This is a genomic window from Streptomyces sp. NPDC039430, assembly GCF_055639435.1.
The window spans coordinates 593,313-610,528 of the sequence record NZ_JBVKAK010000002.1 but is presented as its reverse complement, the minus strand read 5'-3'; the positions used below and the strand labels follow the sequence as shown (position 1 = coordinate 610,528).

General features: G+C 72.1%; 12 protein-coding genes. 3 read left to right on the top strand and 9 right to left on the bottom strand.

Going from position 1 to position 17,216, the window contains the following annotated elements; all coding sequences use genetic code 11:
- Window positions 1-36: 36 nt before the first annotated feature.
- Window positions 37-435, bottom strand: a complete 399-nt coding sequence (locus ACZ7LS_RS07790; protein WP_385135555.1) for an MGMT family protein — start codon at window positions 433-435, stop codon at window positions 37-39.
- A gap of 248 nt (window positions 436-683) precedes the next feature.
- On the opposite strand from ACZ7LS_RS07790, the gene ACZ7LS_RS07785 reads away from it, so the two are divergent.
- From ACZ7LS_RS07785 to ACZ7LS_RS07775, 3 genes are all read left to right on the top strand, one after another.
- Window positions 684-3,392 (top strand): lysylphosphatidylglycerol synthase domain-containing protein, encoded by a 2,709-nt coding sequence (locus ACZ7LS_RS07785; RefSeq protein WP_382525028.1) that lies wholly within the window; start codon window positions 684-686, stop codon window positions 3,390-3,392.
- A gap of 204 nt (window positions 3,393-3,596) precedes the next feature.
- Window positions 3,597-5,234, top strand: coding sequence for an alpha/beta hydrolase (locus tag ACZ7LS_RS07780; RefSeq protein WP_385135552.1), 1,638 nt, complete (start codon window positions 3,597-3,599; stop codon window positions 5,232-5,234).
- A 142-nt stretch (window positions 5,235-5,376) separates the two neighbouring features.
- The gene (locus ACZ7LS_RS07775) at window positions 5,377-6,972 is read left to right on the top strand and encodes an alpha/beta hydrolase (RefSeq protein ID WP_385135549.1); all 1,596 of its coding nucleotides are present in this window, start codon (window positions 5,377-5,379) and stop codon (window positions 6,970-6,972) included.
- Window positions 6,973-7,109: 137 nt separating this feature from the next.
- Here the strand turns inward: ACZ7LS_RS07775 and moeZ are convergent, their stop codons facing one another.
- From moeZ to ACZ7LS_RS07735, 8 genes are all read right to left on the bottom strand, one after another.
- The gene (moeZ, locus tag ACZ7LS_RS07770; protein WP_382525032.1) at window positions 7,110-8,288 is read right to left on the bottom strand and encodes an adenylyltransferase/sulfurtransferase MoeZ; all 1,179 of its coding nucleotides are present in this window, start codon (window positions 8,286-8,288) and stop codon (window positions 7,110-7,112) included.
- Window positions 8,289-8,360: 72 nt separating this feature from the next.
- Window positions 8,361-9,227 (bottom strand): spherulation-specific family 4 protein, encoded by an 867-nt coding sequence (locus ACZ7LS_RS07765; protein WP_385135546.1) that lies wholly within the window; start codon window positions 9,225-9,227, stop codon window positions 8,361-8,363.
- Complete coding sequence (locus tag ACZ7LS_RS07760) at window positions 9,215-10,189, bottom strand: NAD-dependent epimerase/dehydratase family protein (RefSeq protein ID WP_382525036.1); 975 nt, start codon at window positions 10,187-10,189, stop codon at window positions 9,215-9,217. Before ACZ7LS_RS07760 ends, ACZ7LS_RS07765 begins: the two co-directional genes overlap by 13 nt.
- Before the next feature lie 1,183 nt (window positions 10,190-11,372).
- The gene (locus ACZ7LS_RS07755; RefSeq protein WP_385135543.1) at window positions 11,373-13,127 is read right to left on the bottom strand and encodes a dipeptide ABC transporter ATP-binding protein; all 1,755 of its coding nucleotides are present in this window, start codon (window positions 13,125-13,127) and stop codon (window positions 11,373-11,375) included.
- Window positions 13,124-14,113 carry an ABC transporter permease gene (locus ACZ7LS_RS07750; protein ID WP_382674492.1) on the bottom strand — a complete coding sequence of 330 codons (990 nt, stop codon included), beginning with the start codon at window positions 14,111-14,113 and terminating at the stop codon, window positions 13,124-13,126. Before ACZ7LS_RS07750 ends, ACZ7LS_RS07755 begins: the two co-directional genes overlap by 4 nt.
- Window positions 14,110-15,105 carry an ABC transporter permease gene (locus ACZ7LS_RS07745; protein WP_382674533.1) on the bottom strand — a complete coding sequence of 332 codons (996 nt, stop codon included), beginning with the start codon at window positions 15,103-15,105 and terminating at the stop codon, window positions 14,110-14,112. Before ACZ7LS_RS07745 ends, ACZ7LS_RS07750 begins: the two co-directional genes overlap by 4 nt.
- A gap of 44 nt (window positions 15,106-15,149) precedes the next feature.
- Complete coding sequence (locus tag ACZ7LS_RS07740; protein ID WP_385135540.1) at window positions 15,150-16,874, bottom strand: ABC transporter substrate-binding protein; 1,725 nt, start codon at window positions 16,872-16,874, stop codon at window positions 15,150-15,152.
- Between the two features lie 211 nt (window positions 16,875-17,085).
- On the bottom strand, window positions 17,086-17,184 hold the full coding sequence (locus ACZ7LS_RS07735) for an Ms4533A family Cys-rich leader peptide (RefSeq protein ID WP_382525043.1): 99 nt from the start codon (window positions 17,182-17,184) through the stop codon (window positions 17,086-17,088).
- Window positions 17,185-17,216: the final 32 nt, after the last annotated feature.

Below are 17,216 nucleotides of genomic sequence, written 5' to 3'. Positions count from 1 at the left end.
CGCACCACCCGTCGCCCGCCCGAATGGCGGAAGCTGTCATATGTGAGCCCCCTCGCCCTCGTCCGCGCTGCCCGCGCCGTCCCATCGCGCCCGTTTCATATCCAGGCGCCGCATATGCCCTTCCGCGCTCCGCGCGGCCTCGCGCAGGGGCGTGCCTTCCTCGCGGTAGTGGTCCAGCGCCCTCAGCTCGTGTCCCGGCAGCAGCACTCCGTCGGACCTGACCACGCGCCACCACGGCACGGCGCTGCCGTAGAGCGCCATCGCCCGGCCGACCTGGCGCGGTCCGCCCTCGCCGAGCCACTCCGCGACATCGCCGTAGGTCATGACCCGGCCGGGCGGGATCAGCTCGGCCACATCCAGCACGCGCTCCGCGTAATCGGGCAGTCGCGCCGTCTCGTCGGCCGCCCCGCCCACCGCCTCGCCTTCACTCCTCATCCCATCCATCCTGCCGCACCCCACCGACAGCCCCACCCGTCCCGGTGGCCCGGCCGCGGCCTGGCCACGGAGCGTGTACGCACCGTCACCGCGTGTACGTACGCACACAAAAAGACGCATCTCGTGCGCCCGAGGTCCCCGCAATGCACCCTGATGCCCCCGTCTGTCGGCGGCTCGTGCCACCATCATCCGGGCGGTGACTGGTGATACGAGATCAAGAAGAGACGGATTCGACAGAGGAGCGGGACGTGCGGCCTCCGGCGGCGACGCCCACCTCTGGCGCTGAGTCGCGCCCGGACGCGGACGACACCGGCACCACCCCGGGCACCGGCCCCGCCGACGAGCCCTGCGACGGCGGCACCGGCGCCGTGCGCGCCGACCGCGTCTCCGGCGACGAGCCGCTGCTCTCGGCCCGGGTCCACCGCCCCTCCGATCTGCTGCGTCTGCTCATCGGCGTCCTCGCCATCGCGCTCGTCCTCGGGCTCTCCGCCTTCGCCCACGGCACGACCTCCGGTCTGGAACAGGACATCAGCAAGGGCACGGGCCAGGCCCCCGACCTGATGGTCAAGGTGGCCGGTCTGGTGTCGAGCATCGCCGTGCTGCTCGTCCCGGTCGCCTTCGCGATCGAACGGCTGATCAAACGCGACGGACTGCGGATCGCCGACGGGGTGCTCGCCGCCGTCCTGGCCCACGGCGTCACCCTCGCCATCGACCTGTGGGTCGCCAGAGCCGCCCCGGAGTCGATCCAGGACGCGCTGACGCGTCCCCAGGCGGGCACCGGCCTCACCGATCCCGTCCATGGCTATCTGGCGCCCGTCATCGCGTATATGACGGCCGTCGGGATGGCACGCAGACCCCGGTGGCGGGTCGTGCTGTGGGTGGTGCTGCTGCTCGACGCCTTCGCGATGCTGGTCGCGGGCTACACCACACCGTTCTCGATCATCCTGACCGTACTGATCGGCTGGAGCGTGGCGTACGGCACGCTCTACACGGTCGGCTCGCCCAACGTTCGCCCCACCGGGCAGACCCTGATGGCGGGTCTGCGCCATGTCGGTTTCCGTCCGGTCAGCGCGATGCGCGCCGAGGACGCCGCGGACTCCACCGAGCAGGGCGACCGGGGCCGTCGCTATCTGGTCTCCCTGGAGGACGGTCCGCCGCTCGATGTCACCGTCGTCGACCGCGAACAGCAGGCCCAGGGCTTCTTCTACCGGGTCTGGCGCCAGCTGACGCTGCGCTCCATCACCACCCGCAGATCCATCCCCTCCCTGCGCCAGGCGCTCGAACAGGAAGCGCTGCTCGCGTACGCGGCCATCGCCGCCGGGGCCAACGCCCCCAAGCTGATCGCCACCTCCGAGCTGGGTCCCGACGCCGTCATGCTCGTGTACGAGCACCTGGGCGGCCGGTCCCTGGACTCGCTGCCGGACGAGGAGATCACCGACGAGCTGGTACGGGGCGCCTGGCGGCAGGTGAAGGCGCTCCAGTCGCGCCGGATCGCGCACCGCAGGCTCACCGGCGACGCGCTGCTGGTGGACCGCTCGGGCAAGGTGATCCTCACCGAGCTGCGCGGCGGCGAGATCGCCGCGGGCGATCTGGTGCTGCGGATGGACACCGCCCAGCTGCTCACCACGATGGGGCTGCGGGTGGGCGCGGAGCGCTCGGTGGCGGCGGCGGTCGAGGTCCTCGGCCCCGACGCCATCGCCGACTGTCTGCCGCTGCTCCAGCCGATCGCGCTCAGCCGCTCCACGCGCGCGACGCTGCGCCGGCTCGCCCGCGAGCGCTCGCAGCGCGAGCGCGAGGCGGTGCTCCAGGCGTCCGAGGCGAACAAGCGCGCCAAGGTGGCGGAGGCCGCCGCCGTGGACGGTGACCGCAAGGCCGTACGAAGATCCCTGCGCGCGGAGAAGCAGGCGGAGAAACGGGCCATAGACGAGGCTCTCGACGAGGCGCGCGAAGAGGATCTGCTCTCCCAGATGCGCAAGCAGGTGCTGCGGATCAGACCGCAGGCGCCGGTCGAGCCGGTCCGGCTGGAGCGGATCAAGCCCCGTACGCTGCTCAGTTTCATCGCCGGGGCCGTCGCCGCGTACTTCCTGCTCACCACCATCACACAGGTGGACTTCGGCTCGGTGATCAGCCAGGCGCACTGGGGCTGGGTGGCCGCGGCCGTGGCGTTCTCGGCGCTCAGTTATGTCGCGGCGGCGATGAGCCTGCTGGGCTTCGTACCGGAACGGGTGCCCTTCCGGCGTACGGTCGTCGCGCAGGTCGCCGGTTCCTTCGTCAAGATCGTCACGCCCGCCGCGGTCGGTGGTGTGGCGCTGAACACGCGCTTCCTCCAGCGCGCGGGGGTGCGCCCGGGGCTCGCCGTCGCCAGTGTCGGCGCGTCGCAGCTCTTCGGGCTCGGGGCGCACATCCTGCTGCTGCTGTCCTTCGGCTACCTCACCGGTACGGAGAAGTCGGCGTCGCTCACCCCGTCCAGGACGGTGATCGCGGGGCTGCTGACGGTCGCCGTGCTGGTGCTGGTCGTGACCGCGATCCCGTTCCTGCGGAAGTTCCTCGTCACACGGCTGCGCTCGCTGTTCGCCGGGGTGGTGCCCCGCATGCTCGACGTACTCCAGCGGCCGATGAAGCTGCTCACCGGCATCGGCGGGATGCTGCTGCTGACGGGTGTGTTCGTGATGTGCCTGGACGCCTCGATCCGGGCGTTCGACAACGGCAACCAGCAGCTCAGCTACGCGAGCATCGCCGTGGTCTTCCTGGCGGGCAACGCGCTGGGGTCGGCCGCGCCGACACCGGGCGGTGTGGGCGCGGTCGAGGGCGCGCTGACGCTGGGTCTGCTGGCGGTCGGGCTGCCGAAGGAGGTCGCCGCGCCCGCCGTGCTGCTCTACCGGCTGCTGACGCTGTGGCTGCCGGTGCTGCCCGGCTGGCTGAGCTTCAGTCACCTCACGCGCAAGGGAGCGCTCTAGACGCGTAGGCCCGGACGTCCGGCCGAACGGAACGGGCGGCCCGTCACCGCGAAGGGGCGGCCCGTCACCGCGGGAGGCACGGCCGGCCGCCCGGCCGGCCCGGCGCCGCGGGGGGACACCATCGGCCGCCCGGCCCGCCCGCCGCGCCACCCGCATGGACCGCGGCCCCGAGCGGCCCATGCCGCCGGGGCGCACGATGGGTCCATGTCACACTCCCCCGCCCCCGCCGCCTCCCTCCCGTCCGCCGTGTCCGCTTTCTCCGCGCGGCGCGCCCCGGCCCTGGCCGCCGTCACCGCCGCCGCCCTGCTGGCCGCCACGGGATGCTCCGGCTCCGGCGGGACCTCCGCGCCGGGCAGCTCGCACGGCGGGAACACCCGGAGTACGGACAGGCCCAAGGACCTGGCGACCCAGCGGCTGGCGTGGAAGGCGTGCAAGGCCCCATCGGTCGCGGAGGGTGGCGGTCCGGCCCCCTCCCCGCTGCCCGGCGGCGCCCGGTGGGAGTGCTCCTTCATGAAGGCGCCGCTCGACTACGCCAAGCCGGACGGCGACACGATCGAGCTGGCGCTGATCCGGGCCAAGGCCCGCGACACGAAGCGGCGCATCGGCTCGCTGATCTTCAACTTCGGCGGCCCCGGCGGCTCGGGCATCACCGGACTGCCGTCCTTCGCGCAGGACTACGAGAAGCTCCGCGCCCGCTACGACCTGGTCAGCTTCGACCCGCGCGGGGTCGGTGACAGCGACGGCGTGAAGTGCGAGAACGACAGACAGCTCGACGCGTACTTCGCCCAGGACTCCACCCCCGACACCCCGGCCGAGCTGAAGACCTTCACCAACGGGCTCGCCACCTTCGCCGCCGCCTGCGAGAGGAACTCCGGCAGCGCGCTCCCGTATGTCGGTACGACCAACGCCGCCCGCGACATGGAGCTGATGCGCAAGGTCCTCGGCGACAGCAAGCTCCACTACTTCGGCATCTCCTACGGCACCGAACTGGGCGGCGTCTACGCCCATCTCTATCCGAAGTCCGTCGGCCGGGCCGTCTTCGACGCCGTCGTCGACCCGACCCAGAACTCCGAACAGGGCTCCCTCGGCCAGGCGAAGGGCTTCCAGCTCGCCCTGGACAACTTCGCGAAGGACTGCATCGCGCGCGGCGACGCCTGCGTACTGCCCGGCTCCACGCCGAAGGAGATCGAGGGGTTCATCACCAAGCTGCTCGCGCGGCTGGACAAGCGGCCGATCGCCGGGATCGGCGACCGCAAGCTGACCCAGACCCAGGCCACCAACGGCATCGCCCAGGCGCTCTACTCCAAGGACTTCTGGCCGTATCTGGAACAGGGGCTGGACGAGGCCGACGGCGGCAACGGCGCCCTGCTGCTCGCGCTCTCGGACTCGATGAACGGCCGCGACCAGTACGGCAGATACAGCAACCTCCAGGCCGCCAACGTGGCCATCAACTGCGCCGACTCCAAGGAGCGCTACACGGTGGCGCAGACCGAGGCGGCACTGCCGGAATTCCGCAAGGCGTCGCCGGTCTTCGGGGAGTTCCTGGGCTGGGGGATGATGAGCTGCACCAAGTGGCCGGTGCCGGGCCAGTGGTCCACCCCCGACGTCAGCGCGAAGGGCTCGGCGCCGATCCTGATCGTCGGCAACACCGGTGACCCGGCGACCCCGTACGCGGGCGCGAGGGCGATGGCCGACGCGCTGGGCAAGGGCGTCGGCACGGAGATCACGTACCACGGGCAGGGACACGGCTCGTACGACAGCGGCAACCCCTGCGTCCAGGGGGCGGTGAACGGCTATCTGCTGGACGGAAAGGTGCCGGCCGCGGGGACGGTCTGCCGCTGACCCGCCGGCCATCCCCCTTCTCAGCCACCATCCCCCCTCCCCGGCGTCATCCCCCTTCCCAGCCGTCATTCCGCAACCGGGCGCGAGCCGCCCTCTGTTGTCCTCGGTTGTCCTCTCCCCCCGGACCGGATTGAATTGCGCCATGTCTCGCCGTACTCGGATATCCGCCCTGCTCACGGTGTCATTCCTGCTGACCGTCACCGGGTGCGGGAGCGGTACGGAGGACCCACCGCCCGACTCCAAGGCGGCCGCCCGTTCCTCGGCCCCGGTGTCCACCCCCGCCGCCGGATTCGCGCCGGATTCCGCCTCCGTGCCCGCGCTGCCCGCCTCACTCACCGGACAGCGGCTCGACTGGAAGCGCTGCGAGGCACCGCGCGCCGCGCGCGGCAGCGCGGCGAAGGCTCCCGGCTCCCGGTGGAAGTGCGCCACGATGCGGGCGCCGCTCGACTACACCGCGCCCACCGGCGAGACCATCGGGATCGCCCTGATCCGCTCCGAGGCGCAGGACAAGGCCAGCCGGATCGGCTCGCTCCTCTTCAACTTCGGCGGCCCCGGCGGCTCGGGCGTGGCCTCGCTCCCCGCCGCCGCCGACTCGTTCACCACGCTCGGGACCCGGTACGACCTGGTCGGCTTCGACCCGCGCGGAGTGGCGCAGAGCGCCGGTGTGGTGTGCCGGAACGACCGCCAGACGGAGAGGTCGCTCCGTATCGACGCGACCCCCGACACCCCGGCCGAGCAGAGGACCTTCCTCGCGGACTCCGCGTCCTTCGGCGCGGACTGCGCGCGCCGCTCGGGACCGCTGCTGCCCCATGTCGGCACGACCAGCGCGGCCCGTGACATGGATCTGATGCGCCAGGTGCTCGGCGACGACACGCTCAACTATCTGGGCTTCTCGTACGGCACCGAACTGGGCGCTGTCTACGCCCACCTGTTCCCGGCGAAGGTCGGACGGTTCACCCTGGACGCGGTCGTCGATCCGACGGCCGACTATGTGGGGCACTCGCGCAATCAGGCGCTCGGCTTCCAGCGCGCCCTGGAGAACTACTACAAGAGCCGGGGCGTCAGCGCGCAGGTGGGCACCTCGCGGGTGGTGCGGCTGCTCGACCGGCTCGACCGCGAGCCCCTGCCGACCGGTACGGGGCGCAGGCTCACCGAGAGCCTCGCGCTCACCGGCATCATCAGCCCGCTCTACAGCGAGCGCGGCTGGCCGGCTCTGACCGACGCGCTGGACGCGGCCGAGGGCGGGGACGGAAGCGGGCTGCTGCGGCTGGCCGACTCGTACAACGACCGTGACGCACAGGGCCGCTATGGCACGGCGCAGCACGCGCAGCGCGCCATCTCCTGCGCGGACACGAAGGGACGGGTCACCGCCGCGGAGGTCACGTCCCGGCTGCTGTCGGACTTCCGGAGGGTGTCGCCGGTGTTCGGGCCGTATCTGGCCTGGGATCTGGCCGGCTGGTGTGCCGACTGGCCGGTGCCCGGCGAGCACGAGACACCGGAGGTGTCGGCGCCGGGCGCGGCACCGATCCTGGTGGTCGGCGGCAAGGGCGATCCGGCGACGCCGTACGAGGGTGCGCGGCGGATGGTGGAGGAGCTGGGCGAGGGGGTCGGGGTCCTGCTCACCTTCGAGGGCGAGGGCCATGGCGCGTACATCACGGGCAACCGCTGTATCACGGGCGCGGTGGACGAGTACTTCCTGCGCGGCACGGTCCCGGACGCCGGGACCAGCTGCTCGTAGCGGGACCAGCTGCTCGTAGCGGGACCGGCCGCTCGTGGCGCGACCACACCGCGTACGACGAAGGGGCCGACGTGTACACGTCGGCCCCCTCACTCGTACTGCCGCTCGCCTCGCTGTTCCGGTCGGCGCGCCGGGTCTCAGTAGACCGGCTTCTCCGGCTCGATCTGGTTGACCCAGCCGATGACTCCGCCGCCGACGTGCACCGCGTCCGAGAAGCCCGCGGACTTCAGCACCGCGAGGACTTCCGCACTGCGGACACCCGTCTTGCAGTGCAGGACGATCTTCTTGTCCTGCGGCAGGGTCTCCAGGGCGCTGCCCATCAGGAACTCGTTCTTCGGGATCAGCTTGGCGCCGGGGATCGAGACGATCTCGTACTCGTTCGGCTCGCGCACGTCGATGATCTCGATGTTCTCCTTCTCGTCGATCCACTCCTTGAGCTGCTTGGGAGTGATCGTCGAGCCGGCCGCCGCCTCCTGGGCCTCCTCGGACACGACGCCGCAGAAGGCCTCGTAGTCGATCAGCTCGGTGACGGTGGGGTTCTCGCCGCAGACCGCGCAGTCGGGGTCCTTGCGGACCTTGACCTGGCGGTACTGCATCTCCAGGGCGTCGTAGATCATCAGCCGGCCGACCAGCGGCTCGCCGATGCCCGTGAGCACCTTGATCGCTTCGGTGACCTGGATGGAGCCGATGGACGCGCAGAGCACGCCCAGCACGCCGCCCTCGGCGCAGGAGGGAACCATGCCGGGGGGCGGCGGCTCCGGGTAGAGGCAGCGGTAGCAGGGGCCGTGCTCGGACCAGAACACGCTGGCCTGACCGTCGAAACGGTAGATCGAACCCCAGACGTACGGCTTGTTCAGCAGCACGCAGGCGTCATTGACCAGATAGCGGGTGGCGAAGTTGTCCGTGCCGTCCACGATCAGGTCGTACTGCGAGAAGATGTCCATCACGTTCTCGGCCTCAAGCCGCTCTTCGTGAAGGATCACCTCCACATAGGGGTTGATTCCGAGGACGGAGTCACGCGCGGACGCGGCCTTGGACCGGCCGATGTCGGCCTGACTGTGGATGATCTGACGCTGCAGGTTCGACTCGTCGACCTCGTCGAACTCCACGATGCCGAGCGTGCCGACACCGGCCGCGGCCAGGTACATCAGAGCCGGGGAGCCGAGGCCACCGGCCCCCACACACAGCACCTTCGCGTTCTTCAGCCGCTTCTGCCCGTCCATCCCGACGTCCGGGATGATCAGGTGACGGGAGTACCTGCGGACCTCGTCGACGGTGAGCTCGGCAGCGGGCTCGACCAGGGGTGGCAGCGACACAGGGACCTCAACAAGGGGGTTGGTCGGTCAATCAGTACGGTTGTTCTGCCTGTAACACTGCCACGGCCCTTCTCATTCCGAGACACCTGGTCCGACTCGCGAGACGATTTCGTCCCAGAAGCCGGGCAGTGCCTCGAATGACCCGTTACGTGATCGGCTGAGTGACCCGCCGCGGCTGCTCGGGGCGACGCCGTCACCCGTGTCCACGCGACCGGTGCCGCCCGTGCCGCCCGTGCTGCCGGTGGCGTCTGTGCGGTCGGTGCCGTCCGCCCGGTCCGTCCGGTCGGTGAAGAAGATCGTGCCGGCGCCCTGCCAGCGCGCGATCCGCATCGCCTCCTCCAGATGACCGCGCGGCACCCCGTGGACGAGATGGGCGAAGCGCTCCGGCGGGTGGTCTGCCGTCCACGCCGCCGCCTGCGACCAGCGGTAATCCGCCCAGCGGCCGCGGAAGGTCACCAACTGGTCGGCGATCTCCGCGTATCCGGGGTACGGATGGACCCCCTGGCCCAGGACGACGAACCCGCCGTCGAGCACCGCCCGGAGGTCCGCCGTCGTCCGGCGGATCGCCGGCAGGTCGGCGCGGCCCGCCGGGCACCGGTCGAGGAAGAAGCCGTCGACGCGGTACCAGTCGAGGAAGCGCCGGGCATCGGAGACCAGTTCCGCGGCGGGGCGGGTGCCGTGGGCCAGGTCGAGATGGCCGAGCACCCTGGACCCCGCGTTGGTGAGCCGGCCCGCCGCCGCCAGACAGTGCGGGTCGGGCCGGTCGCCGGGGCCGTCCGCGACATTGAGGACGGCCCAGTGCAGCGGGGTTCCCGGGCGGGTCAGTTCGGCCCACTCGACCGGCGCGAGCAGCGGGTGCGCGTATCCGGGAACGCCGATGCCGAGCCGGCCCTCCTCGGTGGCGGAGAGCCGGGCGCCGGGTCTGGTCAGATACGGCACGCCGCCTCCATCCAGATATCGGCGAGTGACTCCTCCAGATTGATCCGGGGGCGCCAGCCGAGCCGGTCACGTGCGGTCCGTACGTCGGCCTGCTGCCAGCTGCCGCAGCCGTCGGGGTACGGGAACGGGCCCGCGCCCAGGTGTTCCGGCGCGGTCTCGCCCCGGGGGGCTCCGACGGTGGCGTGGCCGGCCCGCATCGGCCCGGGGGGCAGGTCCAGTTCGTGCAGGGCGCCCGCGTACCCCGCGACCCTCGCCAGTACGGCGGCGGCGTCCCGCAGCCTGACCGCGCGTCCGGTGCCGATGTTGACGACGCCCTGGGCGGCGGAGAGCGAGGCGGCGTGCACGGCGCGCGCCACGTCGCGTACGTCGACGAAGTCGCGCTGCACCCCCAGGCCGCCGAGCTTCAGCTCACCGTCGCCCGACTGCATGGCGCGGCGCATCGCCTCGGCGAGCCGGCCGAGCGGGGAGCCCGCGGGGGTGCCGGGGCCCACGGGCGAGAACACCCGGAGCACGATCGCGTCGAGCCCGGACCCCAGCACCAGCTCGGACGCGGCGAGCTTGCTCACGCCGTACGGGCCGCCTGGGCGCGGTACGGCGTCCTCGGCGGTGGACGAGCCGTGCTGGGACGGGCCGTACTCGGAGGCGCAGCCCAGCTGGACGAGCCGGGCGCCGCAGCGGCTGCGGCGCAGGGCCTCGCAGACCGTGGCGACGGCGACCGTGTTGTGCCGGGTCAGCTCGCGCGCGCCGCCCCGGGTGGCTCCGGCGCAGTTGATGATGACCCCGGGATGGACGGCGTCCAGGAAGCGGGTGAGCGCTCCCGGGCTGCCGCCCGCGAGATCGAACCGTACGTCGGCGTCGTCACCCCGGCCGAGCGCGGTGAGGTGGACGGCGGGGTCGGCGAGCAGCCGGTCGGCCACGAAGCGGCCGAGAAAACCGTTGGCACCGAGCAGCAGGACCCTCATCGCGCGGCTCCTCTGTGCCGGCGGGCCGGTGCGGGGGCCGCCGCTGCGGCCCGTGGTGCGGATTGCGGAATCATCTCTGGCTTCTCCTTCACGAAGTAGTGCTGAGGGCTCAAGGGGTGCGCCGACGCCCGCGAGGGGGCGCCGGCGGCATGGGCGAGAAGTCCGGACGCGGCGGCGGCTCCGGGGAAACCGTGGGCCGTGAGCGGCAGGGCGCGCGCGACGGCGGGGAAGTCGGGGAGTGCGCGCCGGGCCTGTTGTACGGGGAAGAGGTGCGCGCACCGAGCGGGAAACACAGCGACGACCGGTACGGCGAGCGGCGCGCGCAGCGGTCCCCGGCGCGGACACGCGGAGAACGCGCCGACGAATGCGCCGGCGAGTGCTCCGGCGAGTGCGGGGGCCCCGGCCAGGCCTATCCGCCGTGGGGCGCCTCGCCCGGACGCCGCGCTCCCCCGCTCCGGCGTACGCCCCCAAGGGGACGGGGTGGCCGCCGAGGGCGTACGCGTCGGCCGAGCCGTCCGGGAAGTACCGGGCCCCCGACCACCGCCGGAAGGCACTGGGCAGGGCGCGCACCGGCGCATCGCCCGCGCCCCCCGGTCCGTACACCCGCGGCGCGCCGACGGCCCCGTGGCAGGGCGCGCACTGCCGTGCGCCGTACGTCGTGACCAGCGGCGATACGCCGAAGAAGCGTTTGGCCAACAGCTTGCGCGGCGCGGCCGGGCCGCCGGGCGCGGCACAGCGGGAAGCGGGCACGGCCCCGGTGCGCACACTCCGGCGTGCGCCGGGGGTACGGCAAGCGGCTCACGGGTGCGGGAGAGCCGGCTGCCCGCAGCGGTCGGCTCAGTGCGGCGCGCCGTGGACCGGCGCCGGTCGGACCTACGCCCCGACTCACTCATCGCATACGCGTAAACACCGTACGCAAGCGGTCCGATCCGCACGAGCACACCCCCGATCTCCCCTGTGGGCGGCCGCCGTTGATCCGGCGACTCGCAGCGGGACGACCGTAAGCGGATAAGCCGGTGGTGGGGTGGGGGGGGGGGGGGGGGGGAGGGGGAGGGGGGGGGGGGGGGGGGGGGGGGGGGGGGGGGGGTGTTTCCCCCCCCCACCACCGGAAGGGGTGAATGCACGTAACTTTCCCGTACCGGTAGCGTTCTGTCGCGCTACGGAACGGACCGGCTACCCGGGGTCAGGCCACGGCCACACCCTCGGCGGGTGCGGGGAGGGCCCGGCGGGCCGAGCGGCGAGCCGCGGCGAGCCCCGGATCGAGCGCGGGAACGGCGGCCAGCAGCTGTTCGGTGTACGCCTCCGAGGGCGTCCCGTACACCTCGTCGACCGTGCCCTGTTCCACGATCCTGCCGTCGCGCATCACGGCGACCCGGTCGCTGACCTGCCGGACGACGGCGAGGTCGTGGGCGATGAAGACCAGCGCCAGGCCCAGCTCGCGCTGGAGTTCCGCCAGCAACGCGGTGACCTGCGCCTGGGTGGTCACGTCCAGCGCGGAGACGGGCTCGTCGCAGACGATGAGCCGCGGCTCGGCGGCGAGCGCCCGCGCGATACCGACCCGCTGGCGCTGTCCGCCGCTGAACTCGTGCGGATACCGGTCGTACCGGCCGGGATCGAGCCCGACCCGGTCGAGCAGTTCCCGCACGCGCGCGACGATCCGGCCCTCGTCGAGCACTCCCGCGGCCCGCAGCGGATCGGCGACGGTCTCACCGACCGAACGGCGCGGATTGAGCGAGGAGACCGGATCCTGGAAGATCATCTGCAACTCGCGCCGGAAGGGGCGCAGTTCCTTCTCGGACGCCGTCGCGATCTCCGTACCCCGGTAGCGCAGCTCCCCTTGCGAGGGGTCGAGGAGCCGCACCAGCATCCGTCCCAGGGTGGTCTTGCCACTGCCGCTCTCCCCCACGATGCCGAGGGTCTCGCCGGGGTGGACGGTGAGCGAGACCCCGTCCACGGCGGTGACGGTCCGCCGCCCGCGCCGGAACTCCCGTCGCAGGCCGACGGCTTCGAGCAGCGCCTCGCCCGCGGGCTTCGACGGCGAAGCGGCCGTGGACGCGGACTTCGACGGCGAAGCGGCGGCCGTGGACACACCGAGCGGCGCCCCGAACGACGCACCGAACGGCGCGCCGAGCGGTGCGTCCACGCGTGGCACCGCCGCCAGCAGCGTGCGCGTGTAGGTGTCCCCGGGCGCTCCCAGCACGTCGGCCACCGGCCCGCGCTCCACCTCCCTGCCGTGCCGCATGACCAGCACCTCGTCCACGCTCTCCGCCGCCACCCCCACGTCATGGGTGACCAGGAGCAGCCCCATGCCCGTCTCGCGGCGCAGGTCATGGAGGAGATCGAGGATCTGGGCCTGGACGGTGACATCGAGGGCGGTGGTCGGCTCGTCGGCGATCAGCAGCCGCGGCTCGCAGGCCAGCGCCATCGCGATCAGCGCGCGCTGGCGCATGCCGCCGCTGAACTCGTGCGGCCTGGCCCCGGCCCGGCGCGCCGCGTCCGGGATGCCCACCCGGTCGAGGACCTCGACGGCCCGCGCGCGGGCGGCCCGCCGTGTGGCGTCCGAGTGGACCCGGTAGACCTCGGCGATCTGGTCGCCGACCGCGTAGTACGGGTCCAGGGACGACAGCGGATCCTGGAAGACCATCGCGGCCACCGCGCCGCGCAGCGCGCGCAGTTCACGGTCGGAGGCGGCTGCCACGTCCGTACCGCCGACCCGTACCGTTCCGCCGACGCGCGCGCCGGTCCCCCGGTGCAGACCGAGCAGCGCGCCCGCGACGGTGCTCTTGCCGCTGCCCGACTCGCCGACCAGGCCGATCGCCCGCCCGGCGGAGAGCTCGAACGAGAGCCCGTCCACGGCCCGTACGTTCCCGGCCGCGCCCGGCTCCCCGGCCGGGAAGTCGACGGTGAGGTCCTCCACGAGGACCAGTCGCTCCGTCACAGGAGAACCACCCTTCGGTCGGCCGCGGCGTAGAGCAGATCGGCCATGACATTCGCCAGGACGACGGCGGTCCCGGTCACCAGCACCACCCCCACCACCACGGGCACATCGACCACCCGTACCGCGTCGACCAGCGTCTTGCCGATGCCGGGGATACCGAAGAGGGTCTCGGTGAGTACGGCGCCGCCCACGACCGAGCCGAGGTCGTTCGCGTTGAGCGCGATGACGGGCGGTACGGCGCCGCGCAGCGCGTGCCGCCCGACGACCGCCCGCTCCCCCACGCCGTACGCGCGAAACGTACGGATATGGTCCTCCGCCAGCGTCTCCAGCGTCGAGCTCCGCGTCAGCCGCGCGTATTTGGCGCTTTCGAAGAGGCCGAGGGTGAGCCAGGGCAGCAGCAGGTTCCACGCCCACTGCTCGGGGTCGTCCGTGAACGGTACGTACGAGGGGAACGGCAGCCACCGCAGATACGCGCAGACCGCCATCAGAAGCAGCAGCCCCAGGATGAAGACGGGCATGCCGGTTCCGGCGAGGGTGAGCACGGTCAGCGCGCGCTCGGTGACACCGCCGCGCCGCAGCGCGGAGAGCAGGCCGGTGCCCACCCCGATGACCAGCCAGATCACCATCGCGCCGAGCGCGAGGGAGAGGGTCGCGGGTGCCCGCTCCAGGACCAGCTGGGTGACCTGCTGGTCGGTCTTGTACGAGAAGCCGAGGCAGGGCGCGTCGCAGTGCAGCACGGCCGTACCGGTCGAGTAGTCCCGCCCGGCGACGATTCCCTGGAGGAAGTGCCCGTACTGCGTGAACACCGAGGCGTCCAGGCCGAGCCGCTCCCGTACCTGCGTGACCTGCTGGGTGGAGCACCGGTCACCGCAGGCGAGCCGGGCGGGGTCGCCCGGCACGAGATAGAAGAGCGCGTAGACGGCGACGGACAGCACGAGCAGGACGAGAAGCGCGCCTCCGAGCCGTTTGAGCAGATAGCGCGTCATGAGGCCGTTTCCTTGAGCGGGGTGGCGGCGGTGCCGTCCGTGCGGGCGCGGCGCCCCGCGCGCGTCCCGACGCGCAGCCGGCCGGCCTCGCGCGGATCGAGCGCCGTGCGCACCGCGTCCCCCAGCACGGTGAAGGCGAGCACCGTCACAAACAGCAGTCCGGCGGGGAGCAGTACGTACATCGGGTCCGCGCGGAACCAGGTCTGCGCGGTCGACAGCATCTGTCCCCAGGACGGGGTCGGCGGTTTGACGCCGACCCCGAGGAACGACAGCGACGCCTCGATCACGATGTTCGAGGGCAGCAGGATCGCCCCGTAGGTGATGACGGGCGCGGCGAGCGAGGGCAGCAGTTCGCGCCGCGCCACCCGCACCCGCCCGGAGCCGCCGAGCCGGGCGGCGGCCACGAAGTCGAGCTGTTTCAGGGTCAGCGTCTGCGCCCGTACGATCCGGGCCGTACCGGCCCAGTTGAGCAGCCCGATGACCATGATCAGCAGCAGGGGGCGCGGGAAGTCCGCCGGTACGACGGCCGTCAGGGCGATGGCGAGCACCAGCATCGGCAGCGCGACCATCACGTCCGTGAGCCGGCTGAGGAGGGTGTCGAGCAGCCGGTTGCCGAGTCCGGCGGCGAGGCCGATGGCGACCCCGATCAGTACCTGGACGGCCGTGGCGCCGACGGCGACCAGCAGCGAGACCTGGGCCCCGTACAGCAGCCGTACGAACAGGTCCCGTCCGGTGCCGGGTTCCACGCCGAGCCAGTGGTCCCCGCTGACCCCGCCGAAGGAGCCGGTCGGCACACCGCCGCGCGCCGAGTCCACCAGCGCGTCGTGGTACGTGTTCGCGTCCTGTCCCTCGATCGCGGCGAGGAGGGGCGCGGCGAGCGCCAGCGCCACGAGCAGGACGAGGACGCCCCCGGCCACCACGGCCGAGGGGCGTCCACGCAGCCGCCGCCACACCTGCCGGGCGCCCGAGACGGGCGGCGGCGTCGCCGCCACCGCCCCGGACGACGGCGGCGCGGGCGGCAGATCAGGGGCGGTGCTCACTTGACCGCGACCTGCGAGATGTCGAGAACGCCGGTCCAGTCGCTGATCACGATGTTCTTGACGTCCTTGCCGTACAGCCGCTTGTAGACCGGGTGGAAGAGCGGGACGTCGAGCGCCTGCTCACCGATCTTCTTGTCGAGGGCGCCCCAGCGCTTGGCCGCCGCGCTCAGATCGGTCAGCTTGTTGATCTCGTCGATCTCCTTGTTGACCGACGGGTCGTCGAGCTGCGCGTGGTTGAAGTTGGAGCCGTCCTTGACGATCTGGCGGCCGTCGAAGATCGGCGCCAGGAACGGGCCGCCCGACGGCCAGTCCGCGCCCCAGCGGGAGAGGAAGAAGCCGGGCGAGTCCTTGACGCTCCAGCGCGCCTCGTTGAACGCGTTGGGTTCGAGGCCCTGGAGCTTGACGGTGATCCCGGCCTGCTTCAGCGACTCCTGGACGGCGGTCGCGACCTCGGGGCTGGTCTCCCTGTTCTGCGCGGTGGAGTGGGTGAGCGAGATGGTCAGACCGTCCGCGTACCCGGCCTCCTTCAGCAGTTCCCTGGCCTTGGCGGGGTCGCCGGTCTTCCCGGCGGGGAAGTGGTCGTAGGGCGTGTAGCCGAAGGCGGGCTGGTCGGGGAGGAAGGTGGTCGCGGGCTCGGCGAGCGCGGAGCCGCCGGCCGCGTTGATGACGCTGGTGCGGTTGATGGCGTACGAGATCGCCTGGCGCACCTTGACGTTGTCGAACGGCTTCACCTTCGGGTTGAAGGCGAGGTAGTTGGTGTAGCCGAAGTGTCCGGTTCCGACGCGCGCGGCGAGCTCCTTGTCGCTGCCGATCTGCGCCAGCTCGGCGGGCCCGAGGTTGGTGTCGGTGGTGACGGCGGCGGCGTCCGCGCCGGAGCTGGTGGAGAGCCGCTGGTTGATGACGGCGGAGTCGAGCCCGGCCCTCACGTCGATGGTGTCGGGGTAGGCGTGGCGCTCCTCGTCGGTCTTCTCCGACCAGTGCGGGTTGCGCTCCAGGACCAGGTGCTGGCCGTCGCCCTCGTTCTTGACGACCTTGTACGGACCCGAGGAGACGGGGTGCTCCTCGTACCGGGCCCCGGTGTCCTTCGCCTTCGGCACGGGTGCGAACTGGGTCTGGGTGGCGACGAACGGGAAGTCGCCCTCGGGCTTGTCGAGCTTGAAGACGATGGTCCTCGCGTCGGGCGTCTCGATCGAGGCGAGGCCCTTCTTGTCCTTGTACGGCCCCTCGTAGTCGGCGCCGCCGATCAGCCAGTCGCGCAGATAGGGGGCGCCGCCGGAGAGTTCCGCCGCGAAGGAGCGCTCGATGCCGTACTTGACGTCGGCGGTGGTGATGGGGGTGCCGTCCTCGAACTTCAGCCCTTCCTTGAGGGTGTACGTCCACTCGGTGGCGTCCGCGTTCGGGCGCCCGGTGTCGGTGGCGAGGTCGGGGACGACCTTGGTGCCGGCCGCGCCGTTCTCACGGTCGCGGGTGGTGAGCGTGCGGAAGACCAGCGAGGGGACGTTGCCGCCGCCGGAGGTGTAGAGCCTGGCCGGGTCGAAGTCGCTCTGCGGCTCGGTGTTGAGCACCGAGAGCGCGCCGCCCTTCCGGGGCTTGCCCTCGCCCGCGCCGTCGGGCTTGGCATCGTTGTCCTGAGGACCCGCGCAGGCGGCGGCGCCCGCTGCCACGACCAGGCTGACGGCTGCCGCGGCCACGCGGCGGGATATGACGGACGGTTGACGCATCGGAGGGTGCCTCTCGGTGAGCTGCGCGGGCAGGGCGCAGACAGAACAGGACAAAGGGCGCTGAGAGCCCAGGAGTCCGCGCAGGCGAGAGCGACCGAGTGGAGCGGTGGAGGACGGGAGACCGGCACGGCACGCCTGCGTACGGAACACATACGCCCGGACGCGGAGATGCTCGGCGGGGAGAAAGGGCCGGCGCGCGTTCGGGCAGGCGTCAGCGACAGTGAATGTCGGCCACGCACAGCGCGGTCACGCCGATGAGCGTCAGCTCAATGGCGGTACGACCGGAGACGGCGGCGCGGCGGGGCGACATGCCGAGAAATATGAACGACCCCGCGTGCGATG

Excerpts from the sequence above, each read along its gene's own strand:
- ACZ7LS_RS07790 (WP_385135555.1), bottom strand. The coding sequence starts at position 435 with ATGAGGAGTGAAGGCGAGGCGGTGGGCGGGGCGGCCGACGAGACGGCG.
- ACZ7LS_RS07780 (WP_385135552.1), top strand. The coding sequence starts at position 3,597 with ATGTCACACTCCCCCGCCCCCGCCGCCTCCCTCCCGTCCGCCGTGTCC.
- ACZ7LS_RS07775 (WP_385135549.1), top strand. The coding sequence starts at position 5,377 with ATGTCTCGCCGTACTCGGATATCCGCCCTGCTCACGGTGTCATTCCTG.
- ACZ7LS_RS07760 (WP_382525036.1), bottom strand. The coding sequence starts at position 10,189 with ATGAGGGTCCTGCTGCTCGGTGCCAACGGTTTTCTCGGCCGCTTCGTG.
- ACZ7LS_RS07750 (WP_382674492.1), bottom strand. The coding sequence starts at position 14,113 with ATGACGCGCTATCTGCTCAAACGGCTCGGAGGCGCGCTTCTCGTCCTG.
- ACZ7LS_RS07740 (WP_385135540.1), bottom strand. The coding sequence starts at position 16,874 with ATGCGTCAACCGTCCGTCATATCCCGCCGCGTGGCCGCGGCAGCCGTC.
- ACZ7LS_RS07735 (WP_382525043.1), bottom strand. The coding sequence starts at position 17,184 with ATGTCGCCCCGCCGCGCCGCCGTCTCCGGTCGTACCGCCATTGAGCTG.